The organism is Bradyrhizobium sp. C9, assembly GCF_002532045.1.
Taxonomy (GTDB): Bacteria; Pseudomonadota; Alphaproteobacteria; order Rhizobiales; family Xanthobacteraceae; genus Bradyrhizobium.
In genome coordinates, this window is sequence record NZ_NWTG01000037.1 from 38,299 (window position 1) to 58,229 (window position 19,931).

At 65.5% G+C, this 19,931-nt stretch carries 17 protein-coding genes and 1 tRNA gene; 8 read left to right on the top strand and 10 right to left on the bottom strand.

Features of this window, described 5'->3' with window-relative positions:
- The first annotated feature begins 23 nt into the window (after window positions 1–23).
- Window positions 24–1,079, top strand: coding sequence for a polysaccharide deacetylase family protein (locus CO675_RS37330; RefSeq protein ID WP_097676864.1), 1,056 nt, complete (start codon window positions 24–26; stop codon window positions 1,077–1,079).
- A 228-nt stretch (window positions 1,080–1,307) separates the two neighbouring features.
- Here the strand turns inward: CO675_RS37330 and CO675_RS37335 are convergent, their stop codons facing one another.
- Window positions 1,308–1,730: a hypothetical protein gene (locus tag CO675_RS37335; RefSeq protein WP_097676865.1), complete on the bottom strand. Its 423-nt coding sequence runs from the start codon at window positions 1,728–1,730 to the stop codon at window positions 1,308–1,310.
- 87 nt (window positions 1,731–1,817) lie between these two features.
- Entirely contained in the window at window positions 1,818–3,221 is a 1,404-nt protein-coding gene (gene pdxR, locus CO675_RS37340; RefSeq protein ID WP_158231369.1) for a MocR-like pyridoxine biosynthesis transcription factor PdxR, read from the bottom strand.
- Between the two features lie 200 nt (window positions 3,222–3,421).
- On the opposite strand from pdxR, the gene CO675_RS37345 reads away from it, so the two are divergent.
- Window positions 3,422–4,489, top strand: coding sequence for a hypothetical protein (locus CO675_RS37345; protein ID WP_245453080.1), 1,068 nt, complete (start codon window positions 3,422–3,424; stop codon window positions 4,487–4,489).
- Between the two features lie 99 nt (window positions 4,490–4,588).
- On the opposite strand, the gene CO675_RS37350 is transcribed toward CO675_RS37345, so the two are convergent.
- Window positions 4,589–7,216 carry a glycosyltransferase family 4 protein gene (locus tag CO675_RS37350; protein WP_097676867.1) on the bottom strand — a complete coding sequence of 876 codons (2,628 nt, stop codon included), beginning with the start codon at window positions 7,214–7,216 and terminating at the stop codon, window positions 4,589–4,591.
- Window positions 7,217–7,784: 568 nt separating this feature from the next.
- Window positions 7,785–7,860, bottom strand: a tRNA-Thr gene (locus CO675_RS37355).
- Here CO675_RS37355 and CO675_RS40790 point away from each other — a divergent pair.
- Window positions 7,834–7,971 carry a hypothetical protein gene (locus tag CO675_RS40790; protein ID WP_158231370.1) on the top strand — a complete coding sequence of 46 codons (138 nt, stop codon included), beginning with the start codon at window positions 7,834–7,836 and terminating at the stop codon, window positions 7,969–7,971. The two genes, CO675_RS37355 and CO675_RS40790, sit on opposite strands and share 27 nt — an antisense overlap.
- On the opposite strand, the gene CO675_RS37360 is transcribed toward CO675_RS40790, so the two are convergent.
- The 3 genes from CO675_RS37360 to CO675_RS37370 all read right to left on the bottom strand — a co-directional run bounded on the left by CO675_RS37360 (window position 7,968) and on the right by CO675_RS37370 (window position 11,821).
- Window positions 7,968–9,713, bottom strand: coding sequence for a heme biosynthesis protein HemY (locus tag CO675_RS37360; RefSeq protein ID WP_097676868.1), 1,746 nt, complete (start codon window positions 9,711–9,713; stop codon window positions 7,968–7,970). The two genes, CO675_RS40790 and CO675_RS37360, sit on opposite strands and share 4 nt — an antisense overlap.
- Window positions 9,714–9,731: 18 nt before the next feature.
- Window positions 9,732–10,973 (bottom strand): COG4223 family protein, encoded by a 1,242-nt coding sequence (locus CO675_RS37365; protein WP_097676869.1) that lies wholly within the window; start codon window positions 10,971–10,973, stop codon window positions 9,732–9,734.
- Window positions 10,974–11,092: 119 nt separating this feature from the next.
- The gene (locus tag CO675_RS37370) at window positions 11,093–11,821 is read right to left on the bottom strand and encodes a uroporphyrinogen-III synthase (protein WP_097676870.1); all 729 of its coding nucleotides are present in this window, start codon (window positions 11,819–11,821) and stop codon (window positions 11,093–11,095) included.
- 173 nt (window positions 11,822–11,994) lie between these two features.
- On the opposite strand from CO675_RS37370, the gene tsaD reads away from it, so the two are divergent.
- Window positions 11,995–13,068 carry a tRNA (adenosine(37)-N6)-threonylcarbamoyltransferase complex transferase subunit TsaD gene (gene tsaD / locus CO675_RS37375; protein WP_097676871.1) on the top strand — a complete coding sequence of 358 codons (1,074 nt, stop codon included), beginning with the start codon at window positions 11,995–11,997 and terminating at the stop codon, window positions 13,066–13,068.
- A 13-nt stretch (window positions 13,069–13,081) separates the two neighbouring features.
- Entirely contained in the window at window positions 13,082–14,062 is a 981-nt protein-coding gene (locus CO675_RS37380; RefSeq protein WP_097676872.1) for an NAD(P)H-dependent glycerol-3-phosphate dehydrogenase, read from the top strand.
- A 57-nt stretch (window positions 14,063–14,119) separates the two neighbouring features.
- Here CO675_RS37380 and CO675_RS37385 read toward each other — a convergent pair whose 3' ends face one another.
- On the bottom strand, window positions 14,120–14,884 hold the full coding sequence (locus CO675_RS37385; RefSeq protein WP_097676873.1) for a haloacid dehalogenase type II: 765 nt from the start codon (window positions 14,882–14,884) through the stop codon (window positions 14,120–14,122).
- A gap of 113 nt (window positions 14,885–14,997) precedes the next feature.
- Between CO675_RS37385 and CO675_RS37390 the strand changes: the two genes are divergently transcribed.
- The 3 genes from CO675_RS37390 (at window position 14,998) to CO675_RS37400 (ending at window position 17,643) form a co-directional block, all read left to right on the top strand.
- Entirely contained in the window at window positions 14,998–15,903 is a 906-nt protein-coding gene (locus CO675_RS37390; protein WP_097676887.1) for a LysR family transcriptional regulator, read from the top strand.
- A 124-nt stretch (window positions 15,904–16,027) separates the two neighbouring features.
- Window positions 16,028–17,140 carry an alpha/beta hydrolase gene (locus CO675_RS37395; RefSeq protein ID WP_097676874.1) on the top strand — a complete coding sequence of 371 codons (1,113 nt, stop codon included), beginning with the start codon at window positions 16,028–16,030 and terminating at the stop codon, window positions 17,138–17,140.
- An 89-nt stretch (window positions 17,141–17,229) separates the two neighbouring features.
- A complete protein-coding gene (locus CO675_RS37400) occupies window positions 17,230–17,643 on the top strand; it encodes an EVE domain-containing protein (protein ID WP_097676875.1) in 414 nt (137 codons plus the stop codon).
- Between the two features lie 159 nt (window positions 17,644–17,802).
- Here CO675_RS37400 and CO675_RS37405 read toward each other — a convergent pair whose 3' ends face one another.
- Both CO675_RS37405 and CO675_RS37410 read right to left on the bottom strand, forming a co-directional pair.
- Window positions 17,803–18,957, bottom strand: a complete 1,155-nt coding sequence (locus CO675_RS37405) for a DNA topoisomerase IB (protein ID WP_097676876.1) — start codon at window positions 18,955–18,957, stop codon at window positions 17,803–17,805.
- 365 nt (window positions 18,958–19,322) lie between these two features.
- Window positions 19,323–19,514: a hypothetical protein gene (locus tag CO675_RS37410; RefSeq protein WP_097676877.1), complete on the bottom strand. Its 192-nt coding sequence runs from the start codon at window positions 19,512–19,514 to the stop codon at window positions 19,323–19,325.
- Window positions 19,515–19,931 lie beyond the last annotated feature (417 nt).

Genomic DNA, 19,931 nt, shown 5'->3' on the forward strand with positions numbered 1-19,931 from the left:
TTGAGTTCCGAGAGAGTGTAGCGATGCGTAGTGCGTTGGGCCTGATGCTGGCCAGTGTTGTAGCGGCGATCGTGATCGCCGGGGTGTGGTTCTGGACCTCCTCGCCGCGTGCCGACGCGGCTCCTCCGCAGACAACGGCCGCAGCCAAGGCCGATCCGCTTCCTGCGGCCGCGGCAAAGCAGGCCGCCAGGGACGATGTCGAGACGACCGCCGCGCTGTCGAAGCGCGCCGATGCCAGCCAGCCGGCAGCCCCGGCCGCAGCCCCCGCCCCGGCGCCGGCCCCGGTCGCGGCCATGCCCAAATGCGCCAATCCCGATGCGCTCGGCATCACCCGCACCGTCGTCGTCGACACCACCGGCGGCCCGGGCTTCGGCTTCCTGCAGTACAAGCAGTATGACTTCCTGACCGACCACGAGGTCGTGCTGACCTTCGACGACGGTCCGTGGCCGACCACGCCCGCCGTGCTCAAGGCGCTGGCGGACGAGTGCACCAAGGCGGTGTTCTTCCCGATCGGCCTGCACACCACCTATCATCCGGACATCCTCCGCCAGGTCGCCGCCGCCGGCCACACCATCGGCGCCCACACCTGGTCGCACGCACATCTGGCGAGCAAGAAGCTCACCGAGCAGCAGGCCAAGGACGAGATCGAGAAAGGCTTCAGCGCGGTGAAGCTGGCGCTGGGCAGCAACCCCGCACCGTTCTTCCGCTTCCCGGCGCTGGCGCACACGCCGGCGACGACCGCCTATCTCGGCACTCGCAACATCGCGATGTTCTCGGTCGACGTCGATTCCAACGACTTCAAGTCGAAGAGCTCGGACGAAGTGATCAACAACGTGATGACCAAGCTCGACAAGGAGCACAAGGGCATCATCCTGATGCATGACTTGCAGAAGCACACCGCCCAGGCACTGCCGACGCTGCTGCGCAAGCTGAAGGCAGGCGGCTACAAGGTGGTCTGGATGAAGGCCAAGACCCAGATCGAAACGCTGCCCGAATACGACGCGATGATGGCGAAGACCGAGAAGCCGATCGCAACGGGCCGGCCGATCGGCAACGTCGTGCAGACGGTCGCCGAGTAACGCCGCGAACGCACCCAACAGGCTCAATGCAAAGCGCCCCTGGATCCGATCCAGGGGCGCTTTCGTATTCTGATCGCAGCCGCAGGTCCGAGACGGCCAGACGACCTTGAACGCCGATGCACCTTCGAGCGTGGCACCATCGCGCCCGGCGGCTGCGGCTCCCACCAAAATATCGAAAACAACCCCATGCAAAGTAGCTGGCGGGTACCTGTGCTCGGCAAGGCGTGGCTACCAGTAAATCCCGTGGCGATGCAGCTCGCCGACGATGCGGCCCTCGGTCCAGCGCCGCGCGTGACGGCGATGGCTCGGCCGGTGCCAGGCCGCCTGCGGCTCCGGCGCCGCTGACGGCTGGACGTTGGCCTGTTGCTGCACCGGCGCCTGCTGCAAGGCCGGTTGGACTTGCGGCTGCGGAGCGGGAGCCGGCGCCGCGGCGGGCGCGGCGCGCTCGACATATTTTGGCGCTTCCGACGGCTTCGGCGGCGGCTCGACGGCAGGCGTCACCGGCGCATCGGCGGTCTGGCCCGCCGTATTGACCGAATTCGACGCGGCGGCCGGTAGCGAGGTTGCCCCGCCCAACGACAGGCTTCGTTCGCCGGCCTGCGCGGAAGCGGAAGCCAAAACCATCGCCGTGATCAGGATGAGTTTGCGCATCGTTGCTCTCCCGTTGGTGGCCGGGAAACTAGCCACGCCGTGCGAACGACTATGTGAGCTGCTTCACGCAGCCCTCGCCTGCCGCATTCATCTCCCCGTGATCGTCAGCCGCAACAACGCCACCACCTCGGCGGCGTCCTGCTCCGCGATATTGGTGAAGCTCATCAGCAACCCCTCGCCCGCGTGATGCGCAAGGGAGCGCTCGGACAGCGGCACCGGCGCGAGGCCATGTTGCCGCGCCTGATCGGCCAGCCGGACATCCGGCCCGTGGTTCGGAAAGCGCACCAGGATGTGCAGGCCGCCGGGCTGCAGCGAAATGCGCACGTCGGCGCCGAACTGTCGTTCCAGCTCGTCGGCGAGCGCCTTGCGCCGCGCGCGATAGTGCGAGCGCATCCGCCGCAGGTGCCGCGCAAAATAACCCTCCGACATGAAGGCCGCCGCGACCGATTGCTCAAACGCCGCCGCTCCGCGATGAAGCATCCGGCAGGTGCGTTCGGCGGTCGCGACGAACGCGGCGGGCAGCACCAGATATCCGAGCCGCAAACTCGGAAACAACGTCTTGCTGAAGCTGCCGGCATAGAACACGCGATCGGCGGCATCGACGCTCTTCAGCGCCGCGGGCTTGCGGCCGCTGTAGTGGAACTCGCAATCGTAGTCGTCCTCCAGCACCCATGCATCGCGATCGGCGGCCCAGGCCAGCAGCGCCGCGCGGCGCCGGGGCGACAACGGCATGCCGAGTGGAAACTGGTGAGTCGCCGTTACCACCGCGAGCCGTGCATCCGGATGGCTCGCGCGCGCGTCATCCACCCGAAGCCCCTCGTCATCGACGGGAATCGGAACGATGCGCATCGAAAGCTGCTCGAACGCCTGCTGTGCGAAGACGTAACCGGGGTCTTCCAGCCAGACCTGATCATTGGGCTTGAGCAGCAGGCTCGCGACCAGACTCAAAGCGCCCTGATAGCCTGACGTGACGACGACCTGATCCGGCCGGCAGACAATGCCGCGGGCAACCGCGAGATAGGCCACGATCGCCTCGCGCAGCGCGGGCACGCCCATCGGGTAGGCGTGAAAAAGCCGCGCTGCAGACAGCTTGCGCGCTTCCCGCGCGGCGAGCCGGGCCCAGACCTTGCGCGGAAACAGATCGAGTGCGGGCACGCCAAGCCGGAGCGGCGGCGGCATCTCGGTCGGTGCCGGATCATTGGCCGACATCGGCGCCGCGAGCAGCTCGGCCGGCCTCGCGCCGGAGCGGAACTCGGGCGCGACGATGGTGCCGCGCTGACCGCGTGCGACGAGATATCCTTCACTGGTCAGTCGCGCGTATGTGATGTCGATGGTGCCCCGCGCGATGCCGAGCTGCACCGCAAGGCTGCGCGTCGACGGCACGCGCTCTCCCGATTGGATCCGCCCCTCGACGATGGCCGCACGAATGCGATCATAGAGCTGCTGCTGAATCGACGTACTCGAACTCTTCTCGATCTCGATGGCGTTCAAATGCCAACCCTCTGATGGCCCAATCGGATAGATGGAAAATGGCTCTGTCTGCCGGGCCACGGCGCGATTAGCTCATGCACCGACATCCCGGCGCAGCAACATTGCCCGAGCCGGCGCGCGGGCGCAGCACAAAGCTGCGTGTACGCGCCTTGGCCGCGCGGCACTTCAGCGGTCGCAACTCGAGCCTTCCGGAGAGATCGATGAGCGCAATCGAGCAGAGCAGCATTCAGCCCGGCGACGACGGTCTCGTGACCACGGTCGCGGACAGGCTTCGAGGGCTGGCACCCGCGGCCGGCGCAATCGCCTACCCGTTCCTGCTCGATGGATTTCATCTCGTGGTCTCGCCCGCTGACGGTCCGATGTCGTTTGGGCGACTGGCCGTGGCGGCGTTGTGCCTGTTGGCCGCGACGGCCGCGCCGTCGCTCGGTCTGGCCTGCGCCTATTGGATGACCAAGCCAGCGTCTTCATCGTTCGCGTTGCGCGCCCGGCGGCTTGCGTATGTCAGCATCGCCGCGCCGCCCTTGTTCGTGCTGACCGGCGTCGGCCTTGGATTGCTGCACATCCATGTCAGCGACGAGCTCGTCTGGGTCGCGGGTTGGCTCGCCGCGTGTCTCTACGTGTTGCTCGGCGGCGAGCAAGAGCGGCCGCCAACATCAGCTGCGATGGCTCCATCCATTGCCAGATGGCGCGTCACGCATGGCATCGCCGCGGCGGTCATCCTTCTCTATGTCGCATTTCACCTCACCAATCACCTTCTGGGCCTGTTCGGACCCGAGGTTCATGGCGCCGTGATGAAGCTGGGCCGCACGGTCTATCGATCGCCCGTGATCGAGCCTGTGCTTGTCGCCTTGATGTTGTTCCAGGTCGCCATCGGCGTACGGCTCGCCTGGCGCTGGAGCTCACGGCCGGCCGACGCATTCCGCGTGTTTCAGATCGGCTCCGGCGTCTATCTCGCGGCGTTCATCGTCACCCATCTGAACTCCGCCTTCGTCTCGGCGCGAGCCGTGCATCACATCGACACCAATTGGGACTGGGCGTCGGGCGCGCCGACCGGGCTGATCCACGACGCCTGGAGCATCCGCCTGGTGCCGCACTACGCACTCGGCGTGTTCTTCGTCCTCGCGCATCTCGCTTCGGGATTGCGCGGCATCCTGATCGCGCACGGCGTGACCACCGCGGTCGCCAACCGGGTCTGGGCAACCGGGCTTGCAGCCGGCGCGCTGATCGCGATTGCGATCATGAGCGGGCTGTGCGGCGCGCGGATCTAGAGCGCTTTCGAGCGAAGTGGACACCGGTTCGCGTGAAGAAAGCGCGTCGAAACAAGAATCTAGAGCTTCGGCTTTGATTCAATCAGAACCGAAAATGCTCTAGGCGGCGCAAATCGTTCGATAGGCGGCCAGCTGAAGCGCGACAACGCGTTGCGCGGAATGACACTTCTCGAACCACAGACGCGCGGCATCGCCGCGGCCATTGCCGTCCAGCGGATCGGCAAGAACCTCGAGAATCCGCGCTACGCAGGTCTCCACGCTGTCGGCGACCAGACAGGGCGGCGCCGCTCCAAAGAACTCTGCCGATTGCGCTTCATCAAGATTGGTTATGACGCGGCGTCCGAGCGCCATTGCCTCAAAGGTAACTCCGCCGATCGCCGGTATCCTGAACTGATCGACGACGACGTCGCTCGAGCAGTAGAGCTGTCGAAGCTCCGCCTTGTTCAACGACGGCATCCACGAAACCATATCCTCGATTCCAAGTTCCTGGATGAGTTCTTTGCTTCGGTGAACGTCAACGCCCCACTCGACCAGGATGATACGAAAATCGCGATCCGCTTGCGCAACCTGCGCGGCCGCCCTCAAGAAATGATCATTACCCTTCTGCATCGAAACGGGCGCTGAGTGCCAGTGATGGCGCGTCGGGCTGAAGAATGTGGTGACCTTGGAGTCCTGCTTCGAAATCTTGAGTCCTGCTCGAAAGGTCGAGATTTTTTCATCGTCGAAGGCGTGTGGAAGATAAACGGTCCGCTCTCTCTTCAATTTCAGCCGTGCCACGGACGGCAGCACGTCCGAATTGGTCACGAAGGAGAAAGCCGCATTCTGGTACGACGCCGAACAAAGAATGCCATTGTAGGTCTTCTCAAAAGGCAGTTCCCGCAACGTGCCATGCTCGTAACACGTGTAATTCTTGAGTCCATTGATGAACGGAATGAACCCGTCGATCGAGTAACCCTGAATGATGTCATAGTGCTCCAATACGTCAGCGAATTCATTGGCGATGGTGGATGCAAAGGCTTCGACCAAGACCAGGGCTTCTGCCGGATAATCCGTGAACTGTCGCAACAAGTCACCGAGAAGTGCCGCACGTTGCGAAGCGTTTCGATCCTCGCCCTTGCCGTATTTTTCGAAATAGCGAAACTCCGGACGGTCGACGATGTCCGGTTTAGTCACCACGGCAATGCCTGATGAACCGACGTCGGCGGCCACGCCGTTGCTTGCGGCCGGCGTCACGGTGTCAAGATTTGGGATCGTGAAGACATCGCGTTCGCTTGCAACCGGCGGCGCGGCGTCAGGATCCGGGATCATGAAGGCATCAGCGGGAAACTCGAAGCCGAAGCGCGGCAAGCCGCGGCTGCGTCTCTGACTTCGCCAGATTGCGACCGCCAAGCTCGACCCGTCGGCAACGCCGGTTTCCGCCTCACGCCGCAAATGAACAAATACGTACTTCGTCAGCAGAGAGCGATAGATCGATGTAAGGCGGCCAGTTCCTTTGGGAGTGGGTGACCGCGGATCGCCAAACGTCCCATCTTGATTGCTGTCGCTTGCAGCCGACGTCGCGATGTCAGGCTTCGAGGTCGTGAAGGCATCGACAGTAAACTCGAAGCCAAAGCGCGGCAGGCCGCGGCTGCGCCTCTGACTTCGCCAGATTGCGACTGCCAAGCTCGACCCGTCGACAACGCCGGTTTGCGCCTCACGCTGCAAATGAACGAATACATACTTCGTTAGCAGGGAACGGTAGATTGATACGAGGCGGCCTGGCCCTTCGGGATCTGGTGACCGCGAAGCGCCGAACGTCCCATCTTGATTGCTATCGCTTGCAGCCGACGTCGCGGTGTCGGGATTCGAGGTCGTGAAGACATCAGCAGGAAACTCGAAGCCAAAACGCGGCAAGCCGCGGCTGCGTCTCTGACTTCGCCAGATTGCGACCGCCAAGCTCGACCCGTCGACAACGCCGGTCTCCGCCTCACGCTGCAAATGAACAAATACGTACTTCGCCAGCAGGGAGCGGTAGATTGATACGAAGCGGCCTGGTCCTTCGGAATTTGGATATTCGTTGGCGAGGGTTCGGCTTTGCTCAGTCTGCGGATCCGGCGAGTCCGCCTTTGATGAGGTTGGCAAAATCGGGGAGCGTACAGGCTCAGGCGCCACGGTCGCCTCTGGCAAGACGATGGTCGGCTGATCGGGCGGCTGCGGAGTTACCTTGCTTGCCTGGAAGTCCTGAAACTCGCGCGCAATTGAAATTGTATCTGCCAGATGCTCCGGCATCGGTGGGCGGACCCGGCTCTCCGCGGCAGCGATGCCATCAAGCATCTCCCAATATCTTGCCTGCAGCAGCGTCCAGAAAAATACGGCGGCTTCGGCGTCGCCGGTGTTCTTTGCACGAAGGTACGAGAGGCAATCGAGAACGGGGCCTTGCACAAACCAATCCGGTCGCCGCCAACCGCCTAACTCGGTGGCCCACCAATCCGGGAACATGTTGTCGACGTTGCCGTCGAAGCTTGCGGCCTCCCATTCCGGGCAACCCATGACGTGATAGTAGTTATAGCAAATGACGTCCGCTTCGATTCCAAAGCGCCGCTGAATCAAGGCATTGTTGTAGGCGTTGTTCGCGATATTGCCGATATGCAAGACGCGGAGCGGACGATCGTGGGCGCGCTGGAACCCCCTCAGGAAGGCAAGCTGTCGTTGAAAGTCGCTATCACGATCCTTCGGCACCAACGTCATTCCCCGGCAATCGTAGTTCAGGTATTAGGCTTCCGCGCGAAAACGCACAATCAACGAACACCGATTCCGCAGCGTTTATTCTGCTCCATGTCGCGCCTCATCTCACCAATCATTTAGTCGGCTTGCGCATTGTGTGCGGCTGGTGTTGCACTGGAGTTCGCGACCTGAGGATGCGTTCCGGGTGTTGCAGATCGGCTCGGGCGTTGACCTCGCCACGTTCGTCGTCACCCATCTGAATACCGCGTTCGTATCGACGCGGCTGTAGACTGCACCGACACCAATTGAGACTGAGCGTCGGATGCACCAACTGGCCTGATCCACGACGCCTGAAGCATTCGCCTCGCGCCGCGCTGCATTCGGCGTCGTCTTCGTGTTTTGGCATCTCGCTCCGGAGTTGTACAGCGTACTGACGCACCTCGTGGCCACCGGAGTCTCCAATCGTATCCGCGCAAGCGAGCTCGCAGCAGGCGGACCGGTCGCGATTGCGATCATATGCAGATTGTGCCGTGCGAGAATCCAGGCGAGTGAATCGCGCCTGCGCATCCAGACGGGAGATGTTCCTGAGGAGTGGTGCCGCAAGAGGGACTCGAACCCCCGACCCCGTCATTACGAATGACGTGCTCTACCAACTGAGCTATTGCGGCGAACCGTTCGGCAACGGCCTGACAGCGCGCCACCTGATATCGGGCATGACCCTGATTGGCAAGGAAAACGCGGCTATTGAACCGCACACCGGTTATCTAACCGCCAATTAGCTTCCCAAACGTGCCAGAAATCCGCGCCAACCGCCGATCTGGGCCCTGGCCGGGCCGATTTGTTCCGCAAATTCGTCCACGACGCCGTCCTCGTCGACCCCGGGGTCGTCAGGGGCCCGGACGATCGGGATCACGGCCGGAATGGGCGCAGGCGCCGCCTTCGGCAGGTCGGTCCGGGACCGGAACAGCGGGGCAGGGGCCGGGGGAGCCGATTCGGCGGCCGGTTCCGGCTCCGGGGCGGGCGGATCGGCCTGAACAGGGGCCGGGTCGGCCTCGATCGCCGCTCGCTCCGGGGCGTTGTCCTGCACAGGCGGCGCGACCGGCTCCAAGGACTTCGTCTCGACCGGCTTGACCTCGACCGGCTCGGGCGGCTCGCTGACCGCTTCCTTTGGCGGCTCAACCCGCCGCGGCGCCAGCATCGCCTCCTCGAACGGCGAGGGCTCGATCGCATGGCCCTTGTCGGACGGCAGCGCCGCCACCGGCGTCTGCCACTGGAAGGCGTCGAGACGGCCGGTGACCGGCGACACCGGACGCCAGCGGTCGGAGACGTAGCCGTCCGCGGTCCACACCGGATCGTGCAGCGCGCGCACCGCGCGCAAGGTCCAGGCTCGCGCCCGGCCGCCGTCGCCATGTTCGGTGCGCTCGATCTCCGCCATCAGCAGCGCGACCCGTTGCGTCGGCGCCGCTGTGAACGGCTCCAGCGCCGCACGCGCCCTGGCGAACTCGGTCGCATCGATCGCAGCGCGCGCGATCGCCAGCGCGCCCTCGATATGGCCCGGCGTTTTCGCCGCCAGCGTCTCGACCCGCACCAGGCGCTGGCGCGCGGCATCGCCGAGCCGCACATGCGAATAGGCATCGGCGAGATCGGGATGCGGCTGCGCCAGCCACGCGGTCTCGACGATCCGCATCGCACGGCGCACTTGATGCGCCTCGCTCTCGAATTTGGCGGCCAGCACCGCCGCCGGAATCAGCGTCGGCGCCAGCTTGAGCGCCTCCATCGCGCTCGAACGCGACAGGTCGCGGTCGACGGTCTCGAACTCCAGCGCACGGGCCGTGAGCAGCACGCCGCGCTGCCGCCGATAGGTCGCCTTGTCGATCAGTCCTGCAGCCTGGTTGTTGTCGATGATCGACAGCGCACCGGCCCAATCGCCCTTGGCGCAGCAGAAGCCGAGCACCGCATGCGAGGCCCAGGACGAGGACGGCGACATTTTCAGCGCTTCCTCGGCAATCATCACGGCCGCCACCGGATCGTCGGCGCGCTGCGCCTCGATGAACAGGCCGCGCAGGCCGAGCAGCCGCGTGTCCGCGCGCTCGGCCATGGCGCGGAAGGCGCGCTGCGCGCCGTCGCGGTCACCGTCGAGCTGCGCCGATTGCGCGTGCAGCAACAGCGCCAGCGGATCGCCTCCGGCGTGACGCCGTGCCGTTTCGGCATGCGCCCGCGCCGACGACGAATCGCCGTGTCCGATCGCGAGCAGGCCTTGCGTGATGGCGTGACGGCCGCGCGCGTGGCGCCGCTCGCGCCGGCCGCGGCGGATGTGGCCCGGGATCTTCCATAAGGAGCGCAGGATCACGCCGGCGACCATCGCGACGATGATGACGAGGCCGAGCAGGTACATCGGCTGCTTGGACGTGAAGCGCAAACCGCCCCAGTTCAGCACGAGATCGCCGGGCTGATCGGCCAACCAGGCCGCACCCGCTGCAGCGAGCGCGATCAGCAGCAGGAACAGAATGATCCGGATCATCGAGAACCTTGCAAAGACTTACTGGTTGACCGTGGCGAGCGCCGCCATGGCGTTGTCGGCGAATTTACGCGACGCGTCGAGCGCGGCGCGGCGTGCGTCCACCTTGGCGAGCCAGGCTTGCGCCGCGGTGCGATCGGCCGGCGGCAGCGACTTCAATTCGCGCTCGGTCAATGCGAGGTCATTATGCACGGCGGCCGATGTCACACGCGCGACGATGCTGCCGCGATCGGTCCCGGTGCCGTCGGTCCGCTCGATCTGGATCAGATTGGAGGCGCCGGCCTTCAAGCGATCGACAAGCCCGGCGCTGGCGGCCGCAGCGTCCGGCGACGGCGGCGCGAGCTGCGGCACGATCTCGATCAGCTCGCGGCACAGCTTGTTTGGGTTCGGCACGCCCGACGTCGCGAACGTCTCGAGCGGCTTCAGCACCGCGGCATCATCCGACAGCCCCTTCGCGGCTTCGAGCGCGGAGACATAGGGATCGCCGTGACGAACCGCGCTATCGAGCAGCGCGGCCGCGACCACGCGGCGCAGCGGCACGTCGTCCGCCTTCGCCTCGGCCTTGGTATCGGCGATCTTGCTGTCCTGCCTGGCGATCGCCGCACCCTGCGCCTTCACCGCGCCCTCGACCTTATCGATGCGCGCCGTGATGCCGGAGATATCGGGCGCAGCCGCGCCATCGCGCGGCGCGGCTTTCGCGTCATTGACGGCAGCGGCAAGCTTGTCGGATTGCGCCCGCGTCGCGGCAAGCTCGGTGCGCAACGCGGCGATCGATTTGTCGAGCGCCTCAAGCCGCGCGGTGGCCGCGGGATCAGCGGCCGCGGCCACCGGCCTGCTGGCTTTCGATTCAAGCGCGGTCAGGCGTGTGCCGAGTTCATCCACCGTTGTGGCGCTGGGCTGCGGCGCCGACGGCACCGCGGGCCAGCCGAGCAGCCAGCCGACCCCGATCACCAGCGCCGCCGCGACCGCGCCCGATACCGGCGCCACCACCCAGGGCGACACCGGCCGCGACGGCTCGGCCTGGGGCGCCGCGGAGGCGGCCTCGGGCTGCGGCGCTGCGTGGGGAGCAGGATCGGGTTGGGGCTCCGCCTCGGGCGCGGGCGCCTCCGCTGCCTTATCGGCATCCTTGGCGGCTTCCTCGCCCCCCTCGGCCTTAGGGGGCTCGCTGGAGATCTCGGTCGCCTGAAGATCGATGGTCGGCGGCGCGCGCTTGGGCCGGGAATCCGGCGAAGGTCCTGGGTCGTCGGGCCTTTCTTCAGCCATCGCGGGGTCCTCAAAACTACTGGCCGCACATTGTAGCAGAATCGGCCGAGGTTCTTAGAGCACGATCCGAAAAACGGAGCATTGCCTAACATCATGGGCAGACGAAAGAATTATTCCGCTCAGGGCCGCAGGGCGCGCACCAGCGCCTCCAGCAGGGTATCTTCGTCCGGCCGCGCCGCCACCACCACCTTGGTCGCGCCGGCATCATGGAGCACCGAGCCGACCGCGGCCGAGATGCAGCATTGCGGCAGAGCGAGCGCCGAAATCTCGATTCCGTCGGCCCGGATGGTGTCCAGGAACGCCTGCGCGCTGCGGCGGGAATAATGCAGCACCGCGGTGATCCGGCTGGCCAGGAAGGCGTCACTGACCTCCGTCGGGAAGCCGGCCACCGGCGCCATCCGGTAGGTGGTGTGGGTGACGACGCTCAAGCCGGTTTCGCTGAGCTCGCCCGCCAGGTCGCGCGACAGGTCGGCGCCGGCGAGATAGAGCAGCGTGGCCGACGCCTCTAGTTCGCCGGCCTTGACCTGCGCGAGCACCAGATCGCGCAAGCTCACCGCATCGCCCTTGGCCACCATCACCTTGTCGAAGCCCGCGGCGCGCGCGGCGTCGGCGGTGTGTGCCCCGACCGCGAACAGCGGCAGCCGCAGCAGCCGGCTGCCGGCGAGATCGATCGCGCGCGGCGCGTTGGCGCTGGTCAGGATGACCGCGTCATAATCCGCGTCGTCGTCATGAAACGGTAATGGCTCGAAGCGCAACACCGGTGCCGCGAGCGCCTCGAAGCCGCGCTGGCGCAGCGTCGCGAGCGTCGCTTCGTTGTCCGGATGCGGTCGTGTGACAAGGATGGTCACGGATCAGGTCTCCCGGCTTGCGAATTGGACCTTGCCGACCGATTGCACTTTAAGACCTCGCAATGCTACCCCGGAGGGGACATTCTGATGAACATGATCTTGCCGGAAACCGGTTCCGGCCTGTCCGGATCATGCTGGTAGCACAAGGGCCGAAATTGGGACACGAACCACCGATGCTGGTGCTGGGGATCGAGACCACCTGCGATGAAACCGCAGCCGCCGTGGTCGAGCGCCAGGCTGACGGACAGGCAAGGATCCTCTCCAACGTCGTGCGCTCGCAGATCGACGAACACGCTCGCTTCGGCGGCGTGGTGCCGGAGATCGCGGCGCGCGCCCATGTTGACCTGCTCGACGGGATCGTCGATAGCGCCATGAAGGAGGCCGGCCTCGGCTACGGACAATTATCGGCGGTTGCGGCCGCTGCCGGCCCCGGCCTGATTGGCGGCGTGATCGTCGGTCTCACCACCGCGAAGGCGATCGCGATGGTGCATGATACACCGCTGATCGCGGTGAACCATCTCGAGGCGCACGCGCTGACGCCGCGGCTGACCTGCGCGCTGGCGTTTCCCTACTGCCTGTTCCTGGCCTCGGGCGGCCACACCCAGATCGTCGCCGTGGTCGGCGTCGGCGAGTATGTGCGGCTCGGCACCACGGTCGACGACGCGATGGGCGAGGCGTTCGACAAGGTAGCGAAGATGCTGTCGCTGCCCTATCCCGGCGGCCCGCAAGTCGAGCGCGCCGCGGCCGGCGGCGACCCGACGCGGTTTGCGTTTCCGCGCCCGATGCTCGGCCGTCCCGATGCGAACTTCTCGCTGTCGGGATTGAAGACGGCGGTACGCAACGAAGCCAGCCGGCTTGAACCGTTGGAGCCGCAGGACATCAGCGATCTCTGCGCGAGCTTCCAGGCCGCGGTGCTGGAATCGACCGCGGATCGGCTGACCGTCGGCTTGCGGTTGTTCCAGGAGCGGTTCGGCACGCCGCGCGCGCTGGTCGCGGCCGGCGGCGTTGCCGCCAACCATGCCATCCGCAGCGCGCTGCAGGATGTCGCGGCGAAAGCGCAGACCACGCTGATCATCCCGCCGCCGGCGCTCTGCACCGACAATGGCGCGATGATCGCCTGGGCCGGCGCCGAGCGGTTGGCGCTCGGCCTCACCGATACGCTGGAAGCGCCGCCGCGCGCCCGCTGGCTGCTCGATGCCAACGCCAAGGCGCCGGCGGGCCACACCAACAGCCGCGCCGGATATTGAACTGAGGGATCCGATGCCCGCGCATATGTCAGTCAGCGTGATCGGTGCGGGCGCCTGGGGTACGGCATTGGCCGAGGTCGCGGCGCGCGCCGGGCGCAAGGTGACGCTGTATGCGCGCAATGCCGAGCATGCCGCGCAGATCCAGGCGACGCGGGTCAATCCGAAGCTGGCTGGTGTCCAGCTGCAGCCCGGCATCGCGGTGACATCGGATATTGCGGCTGCCGCGCGCGCCGACATCGTCCTCGCCGTCACTCCGGCGCAGCATTTGCGCGCCGCGGTCAGCCATCTTGCGCCATACCTTACACCCGATACGCCTGTCATCGCCTGCGCCAAGGGCATCGAGCACGGCACGCACAAATTCATGACCGAAGTGATCGCTGAAGCAGCGCCGCGCGCGGTGCCCGCGATCCTGTCGGGACCGAGCTTTGCTGACGACGTCGCGCGCGGACTGCCGACGGCCGTGACGTTGGCCACCCGGGACGAGACGCTGGCACGCGCGCTCGTCCAGGCGCTCGGCTCGGCGACCTTCCGGCCCTATCACACGTCAGACGTGCGCGGCGTCGAGATCGGCGGCGCGGCCAAGAACGTGCTGGCGATCGCCGCCGGCATCGTCGTCGGCAAAAATCTCGGCGCCTCCGCGCTCGCGGCGCTGACCACGCGCGGCTTCAGCGAGCTCGCAAGATTGGGCCGTGCCTGCGGCGCACGCACCGAAACCCTCTCCGGCCTGTCGGGATTGGGCGACCTGCTGCTCAGCTGCTCGACCGCGCAATCGCGCAATTTCGCGCTCGGCCTCGCGCTCGGTCGCGGCGAAGCGGCGCCGATCGGCAAGCTCGCCGAAGGCGCGTTCACCGCGCCGGTGCTGTGCGAGCTCGCCGCTGCGCAGAAGGTCGATATGCCGGTGTCAAACGCGGTCGCGGCGATCCTGAGCGACCGGCTGACGATCGATGACGCGATCGAAGGCCTGCTGACGCGGCCATTCAAGGCCGAAGGCTAGAGCTTGTCGTATTGACGTTTTTCTCCACGCGAACCGCTTCGCGCGAAGACGCCCTGATCACCGGGCCATCGCGAAGGCGACGAGGTCATGCAACCCGGCCCCCGTTCCATCGGGCGTCACGCCGAGTTCCTCGGCTGATGCGTTGGTGCGGTTGACCCAAAAGGTCGGATAACCGAACCATTTTGCGCCGGCCACGTCCCATCCGGCGAATGCGGCAAAGACGATCTCCTCCTTCTTCAGTCCGAACGCGTCGATACCCATCTGATAGGCGCGCGTATCCGGCTTGAAGGCAGCGACCTTGTCGGTGCTGAGGTGTTCTTCGAACAGCCCCTCGAGTCCGGAATTCTTGATCGCCGCGTCCAGCATCGGTGCGGTGAAGTTGGAGAGAAACGCCAGGCGCAGGCCGGCGGCGCGAAGCTGCACGAGCGCCGGCGCGACGTCCGGCCACGCCTTGAGTTCCAGGTAGGTCTGCATCAGGCGGTCGCGCTGCTCGGGCGAGAGCGAGATCTTCGTCGCCTTCGCCGCGAACACCAGCGCGTCCTCGGTAACGCGCCAGAAGTCGGCATATTGCCCGCCGAGCGTCCTGAGCCAGGTGTATTCGAATTGCCGGGTTCGCCACACGGCGCCCAGCTCCGCGCCCATGCCGGGGAACATCTCGTCCAGCCGGGCGGACACCGGACGGGGATCGATCACGGGGAAGCCGTCGAAAGCGACGGCTCGGAAAGGCGGGCGGTCTGCCGCGCGCGTCCGACCGGACAATACCGTCGCGGCCGTGACGGAAGCCGCGGCCATGGTCGTAAACGTTCGGCGATCCAGAAGCATGTCGTTTCCCCGCATTGCGTGCCGCCACCGTTCACACAATTGCGTGTTGGCACAATCGCCCGATTTCAGCAGAGATCATTCCGCGTTTCAGAACAATCGGGGAGGGGATGACGATGGACCGGCTCGATGAGCTCCGCCTGTTTCTCGCGATCGTCGACAGCGGACAATTTGCGGCCGCCGGCCGCAAATTCGGACGTTCGCCCTCCTCGACGACACGGATCGTCGCCGAGCTCGAGCGGCGCCTCGGCACCCGGCTGCTGCAACGGACCACGCGAAAGCTGTCGCTGACCGACTCCGGCGCGCGGCTTGCCGCGCAGGCGCGCCGCCTGCTCGCCGATTATGACGACGCGATCGATGGCGCGATCGGAGAGGCCGCAAGCCTGCGCGGCAACATCAAGCTGTCGGCGCCGACGCTGTTCGGCAGCCGTCACATCGCGCCGCTGGTGCGCGGGTTCCTTGAACGTCACCCGGACATCACGCTGCAACTGACACTCGAGGATCGTCTGGTCGATCTGATCGACGAGCGGATCGACGTTGCGCTGCGGATCGGCCATCTGACGGACTCGTCGCTGAGGGCCCGGCGCGTCGGTGAAGTCCGGCGCATTGTCGTCGCCAGCCCCGATTATCTGAAGCGGCACGGCCGGCCGCGCCGACCCGACGATCTTGCGCAGCATCACGCCGTAACCTTCGTCAATCAGGCGAGCCCCGCGACCTGGTCGTTCCAGCACAAGCAAAGCGGTCCGCAGAAGATCAAGGTATCGAGCCGCATGGAGGTCAACCGCGCCGAGACGGCGATCGGACTGACGCGCGACGGCATGGGCTTGACCCGCGTGCTGTCCTACCAGGTTGCGGATGAACTCGCGGCGGGGTCCCTGGTCCGCGTGCTGCGGGACTATGAAGTCGCGCCGATCCCGGTGCAGCTGGTCTATCCCAGCGCACGCCTGATGGCGCCGCGCATTCGCAGCTTCCTGGACTTTGCCGCGGGTGAGCTACCCCAGACGGCATTCGAGCACCCATAGCGGGTCTGCGCCGGTCGCGCTTGACGGGGCAGACTTCCGCGCAGAGATCATGCGCGCTGTGCTAGCGTAGCGGCGACCGTCGGATCCCGCTCCAACAACAAGAAACCGAACTTGGGGAAAGTACATGCGTCAACCGCGTCACGTTATCGCTTCGATCGGCATTCTGTTTGCCGTCGCCACCTCCTGCGCCACCACGCGCGCGCAAACGGTCGCACCTTACGACGAACTCGCCAAGCGCGAGGCTGCGGCCAACGCCGAGGATGGCAAGCGGGTCGCCCCGCTTAAATCGATCGGCAATCCCTCAAGTGATGTCTCACCGGAGATGCAGGCGATGATCGGTGCGCCCTACCCGCCGCATTTCAACGCCGACCCGAAGACCCCTGCGGAGTGGAAGGAGTTGATCGACCGCCGCGCCAAGCTCTTGATCGCGGGCATTCCGGCCATGAAGGCGAAGCTCGGCGTCAAGGTCGAGGAAACCAGGATTGCCGGCGTGCACTGCTACGTCGTGACGCCGAACAAGATCGCGCTCGAGAACCGGCGGCGCCTGCTGATTCACGTGCATGGCGGCGGCTACGTGTTCGGCCCCGGCGAAGCCGCGTTGCCGGAAGCCATCATGATGGCCGGCTTTGGCGGCTACAAGGTGATCTCGGTCGACTACCGGATGCCGCCGGACTTCCCCTATCCGGCCGCGATGGACGACGCGATGGCGGTCTGGAAGGAGGTCCTGAAATCGCACGAGCGGCACCGGCTGGCGATCTTCGGCACCTCGACCGGCGGCGCAATGACGCTTGCGATGGTGTTGCGGGCAAGGGACGAGAAGCTGCCGCTGCCGGCTGCGATCGCGCCGGGCACGCCTTGGTCCGACATCGACAAGATCGGCGACAGCTACGCGAGCAACGAGTGGGTCGACAACGTGTTGGTGACCTGGGACGGGTGGCTCGGCCGCGCGGCCAAGCTCTATGCCAACGGGACCAGCCTGAAGAATCCCTACATTTCGCCGATCTATGGTGACTTCAAGGGGTTTCCGCCGACCATCCTGACATCGGGCACGCGCGACCTGTTCCTCAGCAACACGGTTCGCACACACCGCAAATTGCGGCGCGCCGGCGTGATCGCCGATCTCAATGTCTACGAGGGGCAATCCCACGCGCAGTACCAGATGAACATCGATGCGCCCGAGACCAAGGAAGCCTTCACCGACATCGCCAAATTCTTCGATCGATATCTGAAGCAGTGAGTGAGGCATTAGATGCCCGCGCTTGTCGCGGGCGCCCGGGTGCCTGTAGATTGCCGCGCGATCAGCGATCGAGAACGGGGTGAGTTGCGATGAACTACTGGCTGGTGAAATCCGAGCCGTCGGTCTGGTCCTGGGACCAGCAGGTCGCCAAGGGCGCCAAGGGCGAAGCCTGGACCGGCGTGCGCAACTTCACGGCGCGGCAGAACCTCGTCAACATGAAGAAGGGCGACAAGGCGTTCTTCTATCATTCCAACGAGGGCAAGGAGATCGTCGGCATCGCGGAGATCGTCAAGGAAGCCTATCCCGACCCGACCGACAAGACCGGCAAGTTCGTCTGCGTCGACATCAAGGCCGACAAGCCGCTGAAGGCACCGGTGACGATGGCCGCGATCAAGGCCGACAAGAAGCTCGCCGACATGGCGCTGGTGAAATATTCACGCCTCTCGGTGCAGCCGGTGACATCAGAGGAATGGAAATACGTCTGCAAGATGGGCGGGCTGTAGCGTTCCACGAACTTCACCGTCGTCCCGGCGAAGGCCGGGACCCATAACCACAGGCGGGCATGGTTAAAGTGCGCTGTGGCCACAGCTCGTCTCAACAATCACCATTTGGGGTTATGGGTCCCGGCCTTCGCCGGGACGACAGTAGAGGATGCGGCGAGCCTACGCCCCGGCCGCCATCACCACCTGCGCCAACAACTGCTCGCGCTTGGACTGGGTGCGGTAACCGCCCATCGTCGCGGCGAAGCGTTCGAGGATGCCGTCCTCGAAGGCAGTGACGATGGTGTCGTGGACATAGCTCTTGCGGCAGATCGCCGGCGTGTTGGAGAGCTGGTCGGCGGCGGCGCGGATCGCGTCCAGCACCTGGCGCTTGCGGCCACGCTGGCTGGCGGCCGGCGTGATCCGCGACAGCGATTCCACGACGACGGCCGAGGCCATCAGGGTGCGGAAATCCTTCAGCGAGATCTTGATGCCGGCGAGCTCGCGCAGGAACGCGTTCACCGCCGTGGTGGAGGCGGCGCGCACGACGCCGGAGCGGTCGTAATACTGGAACATGCGCTTGCCCGGAACAGCGCGCAGAATGCCGATCGCACGCACCAGCTTGGCCGCGTCGCATTCCTTGCGCACGGCCTTGCCGCCCTTGGCCTTGAAGGTCAGCACCAGCGAATCGTCTTCCAGCGTGACGTTGGATTTCAAAAGCGTGGTGGCGCCGCGGGTGCCGTTGAGGCGGGCATAGGATTCGTTGCCGGGCCGGATCGCGGTGCGCGCGATCAGTTCGATCACCGCCGACAACGCGAACTCGCGCGTCGGCTCGTCGCCGGACAGGAACGCCGAGACCTTGCGCCGGATCTTCGGCAGCGCGGCGACGAGCTTGGCCAGGCGATGCGCCTTGCGCTGCTCGCGGACCTTCTCCCAGTCGGCGTGATAACGGTACTGCAACCGGCCCGCGGCATCGCGGCCGACCGCCTGCAGATGCGAGCTCGGATCGCTGGAATAGCGCACCTGGCGATAAGCCGGCGGAACCGCCATCGCATGCAGCCGGCGGATCGTCCGCGCGTCGCGGATGCGCGAACCATTTGCGCGCACGAACGAATAATTCTTGCCGCGCTTGATGCGGCGGATGGTCAGCTCGTTCTGGTCGCCGAGTCGCAGGCCGAGATCACGCGCCAGATCCTCAACGGAGGTCTTGATCGGCGCGTCCAGCTTGAGTTTTGCCCGGGGCGGCTGCTTGGGCCATTGGCCCAGCGCCTTCGCCAGGGCGACAGCGGGATCGGCGGACATGGGCCGCACAGCCGCGATGTTCTGCTGATCCATCATACTTCCAGGACGCCTTGTTCCGCTGTTCTCCCGGTAATGCCGTTGCTTCGGGCTTGGTTCCGGTTGGCCATCTGGCCTCGGTTTCGCGATTTAGGGCGTCGGGCCTGACATTGCGAGTCGTGAATCGGTTATCGGCGGTCTCTAATTACCTTTCATGGGTGCCATTCGCCCGCTAACCTTGATTTTGGCCCCTCCAGGATCGGTCAAAATGGCGGGAGCCCGGCCTGGGAACCGGGTTTTGAGCGCGGCCAGCACGACCCGGCCACAGCAGACAGGTCAGGGATGGTGCCGTTTCGCGCCAAGTCCGGGCGGCCCCTCACGATCCACCCGGCTCTCCTGGACAGCGATCCAGCCGCACAGGCGGTTCAGACGAAATCGTCGGCGCAGATCGCCGCGGCGGCCCTGCGATTGTTCTTCGAAATGCGCTGCTGGTGGTCCAGCAGAATTGACGTCGAGGCGTCGCGTCGCGGCGTCAGCTCGCGCCTGAACATGGCTTTGAGGCTTTCCCAACTCCGCATCAGGCGGATCGCGGTCGGCAACTCTTTCGCGACAGCCACCGTCCGCGCCGACGGCGTGAGACGCCGGCAAGCGGAGCAGAGAACGATACCACTACGACCAAGAGACCAGTGACCTCGAGCACGCGATGAAGCATAGGTTTCACTCGTCAACGAGGCGCGGTAAACCGCCCAATCAGATGAGAAGCCGTCGGACTATCCGGCGGCTTCGACGCGACGAAAGTGACAGTCATTTTTCCTTGCCGGGCCGGAATGCGGCAACGCATAATCGCGGCAATGATCAAGACGGCTTGCTGTCGCGTCGTTTGCGATCGGCAATGAGTGGAGGAAAGCGATGTCCGAGAAGATCTATGACGTGCCGGCCGACTGGGCCAAGCGCGCTTATGTCGACGACGCCAAATACCGTGAGATGTATGCGCACTCGGTCAAGGACCCCAACGGCTTCTGGGGCGAGCACGG